Raw genomic sequence first — 12,051 nt, 5'->3', positions numbered from 1 at the left:
CGCCGCCGGGCAGCTCGGCACGCGGGCCGCCCCGCGGGGGCAGCTGCGGCCGACGGCCCCGCTCGCCGTTGCCTTCCTTGCGCTGGCCGCGCTGCGGCGGGACCGTACCGCGGCCGCCGCCGAAGACGTCCTGGCCCTGGTTCTGATTCTGGCCCTGCGGCGCGTTGAGACCCGCGGCCTGCAGACCCTGCGGGGCACCCGGCGCCTGGCCGGCACCCGCGCCGGCCGGGGCCGGACGGTTCTGCGGGGACTGCGGCTGCTGCTGCGGCGCCTGGGGCCCGCGCGCACCGCCGGGGGCACCCGGTCCACCGGGACCGGCCTGGCCACCGGGCGCGCCCGGTCCGCCCGGACGGCCGCCGTCCCGGCCGGGCAGCGCGGCCCGCGGACCCTGGCCCGCGGCCAGCCGGCCGCCGCCCGGAGCACCCGCGCCGAGCGCGCCGCCACCGGGGGCACCGCCGCCGAGGGCGCCGCCGTTCTGACCGCCGTTGCGCCGGGCCGCCGCGGCACCGGCCGCCGCCTGCGCGGCGGCGGGACCGCCGGCACCGGGCTGACCGGGCTTGCCCTGCGGCTTCTTGCCGCCCTGGGCGACGTCGACGGGCAGCATGACCAGCGCGGTCGTACCGCCGGAGTCGGACGGGCGGAGCTGGATGCGGATGCCGTGCCGCTGCGACAGACGGCCGACCACGAAGAGGCCCATGCGGCGGGAGACGGAGACGTCCACGGTGGGCGGCGAGGCGAGCCGCTCGTTGATCGCCGCGAGGTCCTCGGGGGAGAGGCCGATACCCGTGTCGTGGATCTCGATCAGGACGCGGCCGTCGGGCAGCGCGTGACCGGTGACCTTGACCTTGGTCTGCGGCGAGGAGAACGACGTGGCGTTCTCCAGCAGCTCGGCGAGGAGGTGCACGAGGTCGTTGACGACCCGGCCGGCGACCTCGGTGGTCGGCACGGAGGCCAGCTCGATGCGCTCGTACTGCTCCACCTCGGAGGCGGCGGCGCGGAGCACGTCGACCAGCGGGACCGGCCGGGTCCACCGGCGGCCCGGCTCCTCACCGGCGAGGACGAGGAGGTTCTCACCGTTACGGCGCATGCGCGTCGCGAGGTGGTCGAGCTTGAACAGCGAGGAGAGCTGGTCCGGGTCGGCCTCGCGGGACTCCAGTTCGGAGATGAGCGACAGCTGGCGCTGGATGAGGCCCTGGGAGCGGCGCGAGAGGTTGGTGAACATCGCGTTGACGTTGCCCCGCAGCAGGGCCTGCTCGGCGGCGAGGCGGACCGCCTCGCGGTGCACGTCGTCGAAGGCCGCGGCCACCTTGCCGATCTCGTCCCGGGAGTGCACACCGACCGACTCAACGGAGGTGTCCACGTCCTGCGGGTCGGACTCGGAGAGCTGCTTGACCAGCTCGGGCAGGCGGTCCGAGGCGACCTTGGTGGCGGTCTCCTCAAGGCGGCGCAGCGAGCGGATCATGGACCGGGCGACGACGAACGCGCCGACCAGGGAGACACCGAGCACGACGAGGATCAGCGCACCGGAGAGGATCGCCTCGCGCTCCGACTCGGCACGCAGCTGGCGCGCCTTCTGCTCCATCTCCTCCAGGAGCGTGGTCTCGATCTTCGTCATCTGCTGGATCTTGGTGGAGCTGTCGTCCAGCCAGTCCCGGTAGGACTGCTTCTCCATCTCCTTGATCGCGTCCTCGTTGGCGAGGACGCGGCTGGCGTACTTGTCCGCCGCCTCGATCGTCGCGTTGCCCTCTTCGATGGGCTGGAGGAGCGTGTCGGAGTCGCCGCCGTAGATGCTGGCGAAGCTGCGCAGGTCAGAGCGTTGACTCTGCTGCGCGGCCTCGGCGTAGAGGCGGTCGTTCTCGGAGAGGTCACCGGAGGTGGTGTTGCTCGCGGGGAGCGCCGCGGCGATGACCGCGCGCTGCACCGACGCGTACTCCTTGGCGGACGAGAACGCCGACAGCGCGCGGGTGCGCTGGATCATGTCGGGGTTGCTGGTCGCCTCGGCCATGTCCTGGGAGAGGTCCAGGAGGTGGGTGATCAGACGGTGGTACGCGTCGACCGTCTGCGTCGAGTTGCCCTCCGACTGGTAGGCGGAGTTGCGGATCTTGCTGAGCTCGTTCAGGTCGCTCGCGAGGCCGACGACGGTGTCGCGGACACCCTGGAGGTTGCCGTCCTTGCTGGCCGCGTCGATGGCCTCGGAGCCGTCGAGGAAGTTGGCCAGCGCCTGGTCGGTCTTCTCCCGGTCGCCCTTCACGGCGGTCGCGCTGGAGGTCGAGTTGTGCGCCAGCGGCCCCGCGGACTGGTCGCGCTCCTCCTGGAGCGCGGCGGCCAGCTCGGTGGCCCGCGCGGTCATCTCCGTCAGCAGCTTCATGTTGTCGAGCTGCTGGATGTCGTCCATCGACTGGTTGATGCGCAGCGCGCCCAGCGAGGTGGCCGCGACCACCGGCAGAGCCAGCAGGGACACCAGACGGGTGGAGATCCGCCAGTTGCGCAGGGCTATTCGGGAGCCCGGACCGGACGGGCCCTTCGGCGGCTTCACCGACGGGGCCGCGCTCTCCGCGGCAGGGGCGGCCGACGGGCCCTTGCGCTTGGCGCGCTCGCCACCGGGGCCGGACGCGGCCGGGCCACCCGGGGCCGTGCCCGGGTTCTGGGCGTGCTGGGCGGAGGAGTTGCCTGTCATGGGGCCAGTCCCACCCTGCGTCTCCGGCTCCGCCGAAGCGCTGCCATCCCTCTTGAAACGTCCCTGCACTAGCGTCGCAACCTCTGGACCAGGCGCCCCTCCGCGTGAACGGAGAGGCACGGTGTCGGCGTCGAAGGGGCGCCCCTGAAAAACGCCCCCGTGGTGGTCGTGAGTAACCGGCGCCGGCTCCCCCTCTTACCGCCACGCGGCGCTTCGCTGCGCCCCCTGTGTGCCGGCTCGATCCTGCGGCGGTCCGTGAGATTCCAGCACAGTGCAGGATCTCCAACAAGGGCCATGGGCCACCCCGCGACCGGTGTCACAGCACGTGAGGGACGGATCACCGCGTGTAGAAAGTGACCGTCGGCAAATCGGACGTATGGCCACGAGTCAGCGGTCCGTGACGGGTGTCCCAGTCGCCATGATCAGGAGCGGAATGGTGGGTTCAAGGGTGCAATGTCCCCTTTCGTGGCACCCAGGGGTGGGCCTGCTTTGACCGCTTTGCCCCTTGCCGAGTGAGCAAACTCACACGGAGATCATGAGTCCTCCGCCTCCGGGGTGGGGAATGGCGTGTTTAGCCTGGCGCTTTACAGACAAGACAGAACCGACAACCCGCGCCCCCGCGAGGCCCCTTCGGGGACCTTCCCCGGCGCCCGGACAGGACAAGGCACTACCAACCGTGAAGACGACGATGATGTTCCACCGGATCGCCAATCCGCGCCGCACCACGCTGGTGCACCTCAAGGACGCCGGCGAACTGCAGGCGCCGGAGCGGCCGGAGCACCCCGTCGAGCTCCCCGCCCAGACCGCCAACCCGCGGCGCACCGTCCTCATGGAGCTGCCGGCCGCGGCCACCGCCGCCACCGCCGCGGAGTAACGGCACCCGGCGCCGCCGCCGCGAGAGTGACAGCGTCCGCGTCGCCGCCGCGGAGCCGCCCGTGGCCCCCGCCGCGTTAGCCTGGAGCGTCAGAATCCAGCAGCTTTCAGTCAAGGGGCCAAGCAACCCGTGCGCATCGCCAGGTTCTCCATCGACGGGAACGTCGCCTTCGGCGCGGTCGAGGGCGACCAGCCGGACCAGCTCGTCCTCGACATCATCAAGGGCATCCCGTTCGCGGACTTCGAGCTCTCCGGCACGAAGGTCCCGCTGAGCAAGGTCCGGCTGCTGCCGCCGGTGCTCCCCAACAAGGTCGTCGCCTTCGGCCGCAACTACGCCGAGCACGCCCGGGAACTGGGCAACGAGGTGCCCGAGGCGCCGTTCGCCTTCTTCAAGCCGTCCACCTCGGTCATCGGCTCCGGCGACGAGATCCAGTACCCCTCCTTCTCGCAGGAGGTGCACCACGAGGCCGAGCTGGCCGTCGTCATCGGCCGCCTGTGCCGCGAGGTCCCGCGCGAGCGCGTCGCCGACGTGATCCTCGGCTACACCTGCGCCAACGACGTCACCGCCCGCGACGTGCAGCGCCGTGAGAAGCAGTGGGCCCGCGCCAAGGGCTTCGACACCTCCTGCCCGCTCGGCCCCTGGGTGGAGACGGACCTCGACCTCGCCCGCGCCGGCGACCTCACGGTCCAGCTCACCGTCAACGGACAGCAGCGCCAGCTCGGCCGCACCAGCGAGATGATCCACTCCATCGAGGACCTGGTCGTCAACGTCTCCGAGGCGATGACCCTGCTCCCCGGCGACGTGATCCTCACCGGCACCCCGGCCGGGGTCGGCCCCCTGAACGTCGGCGACGAGGTCGCCGTCACCATCGAAGGCATCGGCACTCTCACCAACAAGGTTGTCAAGCGTGGCTAGCGCAGCGTCGTCCCCCGTACGCGTCCGTTTCTGTCCCTCGCCCACCGGTAACCCCCACGTGGGCCTGGTCCGCACCGCCCTGTTCAACTGGGCGTTCGCCCGGCACCACCAGGGCACGCTGGTCTTCCGCATCGAGGACACCGACGCGGCCCGCGACTCCGAGGAGTCCTACGAGCAGCTCCTGGACTCCATGCGCTGGCTCGGCTTCGACTGGGACGAGGGCCCCGAGGTCGGCGGCCCGCACGCCCCGTACCGCCAGTCGCAGCGCATGGACCTCTACAAGGACGTCGCGGACAAGCTCCTCGACGCCGGCCACGCCTACCGCTGCTACTGCTCCACGGAGGAGCTGGACGCCCGCCGCGAGGCCGCCCGCGCCGCCGGCAAGCCCTCCGGCTACGACGGCCACTGCCGCGAGCTGAGCGCCGGGCAGGTCGCCGCGTACGAGGCGGAGGGCCGCGCGCCCATCGTCCGTTTCCGGATGCCCGACGAGGCGATCACCTTCACCGACCTGGTCCGCGGCGAGATCACCTACCAGCCGGAGAACGTCCCGGACTACGGCATCGTCCGCGCCAACGGCGCTCCGCTGTACACGCTGGTCAACCCGGTCGACGACGCGGCGATGGAGATCACCCACGTCCTGCGCGGCGAGGACCTGCTCTCCTCCACCCCCCGGCAGATCGCCCTCTACCGGGCGCTGACCGAGCTGGGCGTCGCCAAGGAGATCCCCGCCTTCGGCCACCTGCCGTACGTGATGGGCGAGGGCAACAAGAAGCTCTCCAAGCGCGACCCGCAGGCCAGCCTCAACCTGTACCGCGAGCGCGGCTTCCTCCCCGAGGGCCTGCTCAACTACCTCTCCCTGCTCGGCTGGTCCCTCTCGGCCGACCGGGACATCTTCACGACCGACGAGCTGATCGCGGCGTTCGACCTCTCCGACGTCAACCCCAACCCGGCCCGCTTCGACCTGAAGAAGTGCGAGGCGATCAACGGCGACCACATCCGCATGCTGGAGGCGAAGGACTTCGCCGAGCGCTGCCGCCCCTGGCTCAGGGCCCCGGTCGCGCCCTGGGCGCCCGAGGACTTCGACGAGACCAAGTGGCAGGCGATCGCGCCGCACGCGCAGACCCGCCTGAAGGTCCTCTCCGAGATCACCGACAACGTCGACTTCCTCTTCCTGCCGGAGCCGGTCTTCGACGAGGCGTCCTGGACCAAGGCGATGAAGGAGGGCTCGGACGCGCTCCTCACCACCGCGCGGCAGAAGCTCCAGGCGGCCGACTGGACGTCCCCGGACGCCCTGAAGGACGCCGTCCTGGCCGCCGGCGAGGCCCACGGCCTCAAGCTCGGCAAGGCCCAGGCCCCGGTCCGCGTCGCCGTCACCGGCCGCACGGTCGGCCTGCCGCTCTTCGAGTCCCTGGAGGTCCTGGGCAAGGAGAAGGCGCTGGCCCGGATCGACGCCGCGCTGGCCCGGCTGACCGCCTGAGCCCATGTCCCGGTCGTGGTCCCGGCGGTACCGTCGGGACCATGACGATCAAAGCCGTGGTCTGGGACGTCGACGACACCCTCTTCGACTACACCACCGCCGACCGCGAGGGGATGCGCGCCCACCTCCTGGCCGAGGAACTGCTCGGCCGGTACGGGAGTGCGGAGGAGGCGCTGGCCCTCTGGCGGCAGGTCACCGACGCGCAGTGGAGCCGCTTCGCGGCCGGCGAGGTCGACTACGCCACCCAGCGCCGCGACCGCACCCGCGTCTTCCTGGACCGGCCGCGGCTGACGGACACCGAGGCCGACGACTGGTTCGACCGCTACCTCGCGCACTACGAGGCCGCCTGGTCCCTCTTCCCGGACGTCGTCCCCGTCCTCGACGCCCTGGCCACCAGCCACCGGCACGCGGTCCTCTCCAACTCCAGCCTCACCGTCCAGGACCGCAAGCTGCGCGTCCTCGGCGTCCACGGCCGCTTCGAGGCCATCCTCTGCGCCGCCGAACTGGGCGTCGCCAAGCCCAGCGCCGGTGCCTTCCTGGCCGCCTGCGAGGCCCTCTCCCTCGACCCGCACCAGGTCGCGTACGTCGGCGACCACCCCGAGATCGACGGCCGCGGCGCCGCCGACGCGGGGCTGCTCTCGGTGTGGATCGACCGCGGCGGGGCGTACGCGACCGTCGACCCGCCGGCCGGTCCGCGCCGCATCGCGTCCCTCGCGGAACTCCCCTCGGTCCTCGGCGGACATACTCGTTTTGGAGCCCCGTCCACCTTCGGGTAATGTTCTTTCTGCGCCGCCGGGGAGCGGGCCGAAAGGCCGGGAACCGGAAGCGCGAGCTAGAACAAGATCCCCGGCACGGGGCTTGCGTTCCAGTGGCCTATGGTGTAATTGGCAGCACGAGTGATTCTGGTTCACTTAGTCTTGGTTCGAGTCCAGGTAGGCCAGCTCGCAGATGCAGTGATCGAACACGGCATCTGCACAGCGGATTCATTCCGCGAAGCCCCCGTTGTGTAGCGGCCTAGCACGCTGCCCTCTCAAGGCAGTAGCGCCGGTTCGAATCCGGTCGGGGGTACAGATCCTTCCCGCGAAGGCAGTCAGGGTAGATCCCGCTGTCATCGACGCAGGATCGCTAGGGCCCCCGTTGTGTAGCGGCCTAGCACGCCGCCCTCTCAAGGCGGTAGCGCCGGTTCGAATCCGGTCGGGGGTACGACTGGTCTAAACCACATTGGTCTATGGTGTAATTGGCAGCACGACTGATTCTGGTTCAGTTAGTCTAGGTTCGAGTCCTGGTAGACCAGCTCGGATCTGCGGCGTTGTATGTCAGACGCGTGCATGATCCTCGCCCCCGTTGTGTAGCGGCCTAGCACGCCGCCCTCTCAAGGCGGTAGCGCCGGTTCGAATCCGGTCGGGGGTACGTAAGGGATACGTCAGGGAAAGCCTCTCGTTTCGGTGGAAACACCGAGGTGAGGGGCTTTTTCTGTATCCCGTGCGCCCCTTGCGGGGCACTTCGCCCAGGGCCTGCCGCGGCGTTGAGGCCGGCCCCGCGGGCGTACGTCAGCTGGTGCGGCGCAGGGCCTCGGAGAGGCGGGCCGCCGCGTCGATGATGGCCTGGGCGTGCATCCGGCCCGGGTGGCGGGACAGGCGCTCGATGGGGCCGGAGACGGAGACCGCGGCCACCACACGGTTGGAGGGGCCGCGCACCGGAGCCGAGACCGAGGCGACACCGGGCTCCCGCTCACCGATGGACTGGGCCCAGCCCCGGCGCCGTACGCCCGACAGGGCCGTCGCCGTGAAACGGGCGCCCTGGAGGCCGCGGTGCAGGCGCTCCGGTTCCTCCCAGGCCATCAGGATCTGCGCGGACGAGCCCGCCTTCATCGTGAGCGTGGAGCCCACCGGGACCGTGTCCCGCAGACCGGACAGGCGCTCCGCCGCGGCGACGCAGATCCGCATGTCGCCCTGGCGGCGGTAGAGCTGGGCGCTCTCGCCGGTCACGTCGCGGAGGTGGGTGAGCACCGGGCCCGCCGTGGCGAGCAGCCGGTCCTCGCCGGCCGCCGCGGCCAGTTCGGCCAGGCGCGGGCCGAGAATGAAACGGCCCTGCATGTCCCGCGCCACCATGCGGTGGTGCTCCAGAGCCACGGCCAGGCGGTGGGCCGTGGGTCGTGCCAGTCCGGTCGCACCGACCAACCCCGCGAGGGTGGCCGGGCCGGACTCCAGGGCGCCCAGCACAAGAGCCGCCTTGTCCAGAACGCCGACGCCGCTACTGTTGTCCATGCAACGATACTCCCGTCTCACTCTGTGAAACGCAAGTTCAATTTCCCGTGGAACGCGCCACTCTGGATGGCACGAAGTCACAACGGCCCGTGACGTAAGGGCCTGGTGGTGGTTGCCCGGAAACAGGGGCGCGGGCGCCGCCTCCACAAGATCTCTAGTTGGGCCGGCGAGCCGTCGCCGGCCGGAGGGAAAGCGATGGGTAGGACACTCGCGGAGAAGGTCTGGGACGACCACGTCGTCCGGCGCGCCGAGGGCGAGCCCGACCTCCTCTTCATCGATCTGCACCTGCTGCACGAGGTGACCAGCCCACAGGCCTTCGACGGCCTCCGCAAGAGCGGCCGTAAGGTGCGGCGGCTCGACCTGACCATCGCGACCGAGGACCACAACACCCCGACGCTCGACATCGACAAGCCCATCGCCGACCCGGTCTCCCGGGTCCAGCTGGAGACGCTGCGCAAGAACGCCGCGGAGTTCGGCGTCCGCCTGCACCCGCTCGGCGACGTCGAGCAGGGCGTCGTGCACGTCGTCGGCCCGCAGCTCGGCCTGACCCAGCCCGGCACCACCGTGGTCTGCGGCGACTCGCACACCTCCACCCACGGCGCCTTCGGCGCGCTGGCCTTCGGCATCGGCACCTCGCAGGTCGAGCACGTGCTGGCCACCCAGACGCTGCCGATGGCCCGCCCGAAGACCATGGCGATCACGGTCGACGGCGAGCTGCCCGACGGCGTCACCGCCAAGGACCTCATCCTCGCGATCATCGCGCGGATCGGCACCGGCGGCGGCCAGGGCTACATCCTGGAGTACCGCGGCGAGGCCATCGAGAAGCTCTCGATGGAGGCCCGCATGACCATCTGCAACATGTCGATCGAGGCCGGCGCCCGCGCGGGCATGATCGCCCCCGACGAGACCACCTTCGCCTACCTCCAGGGGCGCCCGCACGCCCCCGAGGGCGCCGACTGGGACGCGGCGGTGGAGTACTGGAAGACGCTGCGCACGGACGACGACGCCGAGTTCGACGCCGAGGTGGTCATCGACGCCGCCGAGCTGTCGCCGTTCGTCACCTGGGGCACCAACCCGGGCCAGGGTGCCCCGCTTTCGGCGGCCGTCCCCGACCCCGCCTCGTACGAGGACGCCTCCGAGCGCCTCGCCGCGGAAAAGGCACTCGAGTACATGGGACTGGAAGCCGGTCAGTCGCTGCGCTCCATCAAGGTGGACACCGTCTTCGTCGGCTCCTGCACCAACGGCCGCATCGAGGACCTGCGCGCCGTCGCCGAGATCGTCAAGGGCCGCAAAGTCGCCGACGACGTACGGATGCTGGTCGTGCCGGGCTCCGCGCGGGTCGGCCTCCAGGCCGTCTCCGAGGGCCTGGACGTGGTCTTCAAGGAGGCCGGGGCCGAATGGCGGTACGCGGGCTGCTCGATGTGTCTGGGCATGAACCCCGACCAGCTGGCCCCCGGCGAGCGCTCCGCCTCCACGTCCAACCGCAACTTCGAGGGCCGGCAGGGCAAGGGCGGGCGCACCCACCTGGTCTCCCCGCAGGTCGCCGCCGCGACGGCCGTCACGGGGTACCTCGCCTCCCCGGCCGACCTGTCCGCCGCCGACGCCCTCACGCCCGCTGGAGTCTGATCAGCCATGGAAGCATTCACCGCGCACACCGGCCGGGCCGTCCCGCTGCGCCGCAGCAACGTCGACACCGACCAGATCATCCCCGCCCACTGGCTCAAGAAGGTGACGCGGGACGGGTTCGAGGACGGGCTGTTCGAGGCCTGGCGCAAGGACCCGGAGTTCGTCCTCAACCAACCCGAGCGGCAGGGCGCCACCGTGCTGGTGGCCGGCCCCGACTTCGGCACCGGCTCCTCCCGTGAGCACGCGGTGTGGGCGCTGCAGAACTACGGTTTCAAGACCGTGATCTCCGCCCGCTTCGCCGACATCTTCCGCGGCAACTCGCTGAAGAACGGCCTGCTCACGGTGGTGCTGGAGCAGAAGACCGTGGACGCCCTGTGGGAGCTGGTCGAGAAGGACCCGCAGGCCGAGATCACTGTCGACCTCACGGCCCGCGAGGTGCGCGCCGAGGGCATCACCGCCTCCTTCGAGCTGGACGAGAACTCCCGCTGGCGGCTGCTGAACGGCCTGGACGACATCTCGATCACCCTCCGGAACGAGGAGGACATCGCCGCCTACGAGGCGAAGCGGCCGTCCTACAAGCCGCGGACCCTCCCGGTCTGACCCCGCACCCCTCGCGGGGGGTCGAGTTTCGGCCACCCCAACACACCCGCAGTACCCCCGATCGGACCGATCGGGGGTACTGCTGTGTCCGGGCCGTGAACGAGTGCCGAGGCGGCGAAGGAGGCGGCAACTTCCCACGTTAGAGCGGTGATTGGCTGGGTAGATCAGCTGTGGTGCCGCGCGGAGGACATGGTTCCGAGGAGCCGTCCGGGGCGGCAGTTGCCCCCTGCGCAGGCGACAACTCGCCCCAGATGGCACAATCTGTGCATGGAACACGACGGCCAACTCCAGCTCTATGCGGCGGTCGCGTCCCGGCTCAAGGAAGCGCACACAACCGTGCGCGCACTGCAAGTCCCGGAGGGCGTACGGATGGCGCTGACCCGGAAGCTGCTGGTCATTACGGCCGCGGCCAAACACGATCCCGCCGGTGCGGCAAGGCGTCTGGAGCGGTTCACCGAGGATCTCGACGAAGGTCGGTATCCCGACGAGCGGCGCTGAACAGGCCGGGACAACCGAGTCCGTTGCGGCACAAGGGTGATTAGCCCGTTTCGTGTTTGATTTGCGGTATATATCTGCCTAACGTGCGAAAAAGCTTGAACATTCTCGTTCTGGCGAGGTCTCCGAAGGGGAAGACGTGAACAAGGCGCAGCTCGTAGAAGCGATTGCCGACAAGATGGGCGGGCGGCAGCAGGCCGCCGACGCCGTCGACGCGGTCCTGGACGCCATCGTCCGCGCGGTGGTCGGCGGTGACCGGGTCTCGGTCACGGGCTTCGGTTCCTTCGAGAAGGTCGACCGTCCGGCGCGCTACGCCCGTAACCCCCAGACGGGCGAGCGGGTTCGGGTCAAGAAGACCTCCGTGCCGCGCTTCCGTGCCGGTCAGGGCTTCAAGGACCTGGTGAGCGGTTCGAAGAAGCTCCCGAAGAACGACATCGCGGTCAAGAAGGCGCCCAAGGGCAGCCTGTCCGGCCCGCCGCCCACCATCGCCAAGTCCGCCGGCAAGAAGGCCGCCGCGAAGAAGACCACGGGCGCCACCAAGAAGGCCACCGCCGCCAAGAAGGCCACGGGCGCGGCGAAGAAGACGTCCGCGGCGGCGAAGAAGGCCACCACCGCGGCGGCGGCGAAGAAGTCCGCCGCGACCACGGCCAAGAAGGCCCCCGCGAAGAAGTCGACCGCCACCACGGCGAAGAAGACCACGGGCGCGGCGAAGAAGACGTCCGCGCCGGCGAAGAAGGCCACCGCCAAGAAGGCGCCGGCCAAGAAGTCGACCGCCCGCAAGACCACCGCCAAGAAGGCCACCGCCCGCAAGAAGTAGCAGGCGACGGCAGCCAGGGGCACTCACACGCCGGGCCGGACTCCCTCGGGAGTCCGGCCCGCGGCCTGTTCCGGGACGGGAAGTCCCGCAGGTCAGAACGTCTGGAGCGTCACCAGCGTGATCCGCAGCTCCGCGCCCGTGCCCTCGGTCTCGATCCGCACCCGCTGACCGGCCCGCAGCAGTCGCAGACCGCCCGCGTCGAAGGCCGCCGCGTCGAAGGGCACCGGGGTGCCGTCGTCCAGCAGCACCTGCCCGCCGCGACTGGCAGGGTCGTATTCGTAAGCGGTCGCCTGCATGACGGCA

At 70.6% G+C, this 12,051-nt stretch carries 11 protein-coding genes and 5 tRNA genes; 13 read left to right on the top strand and 3 right to left on the bottom strand.

Translation table 11 applies throughout. The annotated features are described in order from the left end of the window. The coding region (locus UW392_RS08405) for a nitrate- and nitrite sensing domain-containing protein (RefSeq protein ID WP_320774247.1) at positions 1-2,746 on the bottom strand (2,746 nt) is incomplete at its 3' end. A 607-nt stretch (positions 2,747-3,353) separates the two neighbouring features. On the opposite strand from UW392_RS08405, the gene UW392_RS08400 reads away from it, so the two are divergent. From UW392_RS08400 to UW392_RS08360, 9 genes are all read left to right on the top strand, one after another. Further along, the gene (locus UW392_RS08400; protein WP_320774246.1) at positions 3,354-3,551 is read left to right on the top strand and encodes a hypothetical protein; all 198 of its coding nucleotides are present in this window, start codon (positions 3,354-3,356) and stop codon (positions 3,549-3,551) included. A gap of 129 nt (positions 3,552-3,680) precedes the next feature. Continuing rightward, entirely contained in the window at positions 3,681-4,466 is a 786-nt protein-coding gene (locus UW392_RS08395) for a fumarylacetoacetate hydrolase family protein (RefSeq protein ID WP_320774245.1), read from the top strand. Next, positions 4,459-5,943 (top strand): glutamate--tRNA ligase, encoded by a 1,485-nt coding sequence (gene gltX / locus UW392_RS08390; protein WP_320774244.1) that lies wholly within the window; start codon positions 4,459-4,461, stop codon positions 5,941-5,943. The genes UW392_RS08395 and gltX overlap by 8 nt, the downstream gene beginning before the upstream one ends. Positions 5,944-5,984: 41 nt before the next feature. After that, on the top strand, positions 5,985-6,719 hold the full coding sequence (locus UW392_RS08385; protein ID WP_320774243.1) for an HAD family hydrolase: 735 nt from the start codon (positions 5,985-5,987) through the stop codon (positions 6,717-6,719). Positions 6,720-6,812: 93 nt separating this feature from the next. Next, positions 6,813-6,884, top strand: a tRNA-Gln gene (locus tag UW392_RS08380). Between the two features lie 54 nt (positions 6,885-6,938). Continuing rightward, positions 6,939-7,011: transfer RNA gene (locus UW392_RS08375), tRNA-Glu, on the top strand. Between the two features lie 62 nt (positions 7,012-7,073). After that, positions 7,074-7,146 (top strand) — tRNA-Glu (locus UW392_RS08370). A gap of 19 nt (positions 7,147-7,165) precedes the next feature. After that, positions 7,166-7,237: transfer RNA gene (locus UW392_RS08365), tRNA-Gln, on the top strand. A gap of 43 nt (positions 7,238-7,280) precedes the next feature. Then, positions 7,281-7,353 (top strand) — tRNA-Glu (locus UW392_RS08360). A gap of 140 nt (positions 7,354-7,493) precedes the next feature. On the opposite strand, the gene ndgR is transcribed toward UW392_RS08360, so the two are convergent. Next, positions 7,494-8,210, bottom strand: coding sequence for an IclR family transcriptional regulator NdgR (gene ndgR, locus UW392_RS08355; RefSeq protein WP_320774242.1), 717 nt, complete (start codon positions 8,208-8,210; stop codon positions 7,494-7,496). Between the two features lie 195 nt (positions 8,211-8,405). On the opposite strand from ndgR, the gene leuC reads away from it, so the two are divergent. From leuC to UW392_RS08335, 4 genes are all read left to right on the top strand, one after another. Next, positions 8,406-9,836, top strand: a complete 1,431-nt coding sequence (gene leuC, locus UW392_RS08350; RefSeq protein WP_320774241.1) for a 3-isopropylmalate dehydratase large subunit — start codon at positions 8,406-8,408, stop codon at positions 9,834-9,836. A gap of 6 nt (positions 9,837-9,842) precedes the next feature. Next, on the top strand, positions 9,843-10,436 hold the full coding sequence (leuD, locus tag UW392_RS08345) for a 3-isopropylmalate dehydratase small subunit (RefSeq protein WP_320774240.1): 594 nt from the start codon (positions 9,843-9,845) through the stop codon (positions 10,434-10,436). A 267-nt stretch (positions 10,437-10,703) separates the two neighbouring features. Beyond that, positions 10,704-10,934, top strand: a complete 231-nt coding sequence (locus UW392_RS08340) for a hypothetical protein (protein ID WP_320774239.1) — start codon at positions 10,704-10,706, stop codon at positions 10,932-10,934. Positions 10,935-11,070: 136 nt separating this feature from the next. Next, on the top strand, positions 11,071-11,748 hold the full coding sequence (locus UW392_RS08335) for an HU family DNA-binding protein (protein ID WP_320774238.1): 678 nt from the start codon (positions 11,071-11,073) through the stop codon (positions 11,746-11,748). 92 nt (positions 11,749-11,840) lie between these two features. On the opposite strand, the gene UW392_RS08330 is transcribed toward UW392_RS08335, so the two are convergent. Next, complete coding sequence (locus UW392_RS08330) at positions 11,841-12,044, bottom strand: hypothetical protein (RefSeq protein ID WP_320774237.1); 204 nt, start codon at positions 12,042-12,044, stop codon at positions 11,841-11,843. Positions 12,045-12,051 lie beyond the last annotated feature (7 nt).

The organism is Streptomyces sp. CRN 30, from assembly GCF_034105845.1.
Note: the sequence above shows the minus strand (reverse complement) of the source record. Positions and strands in the feature narration are given on the sequence as shown.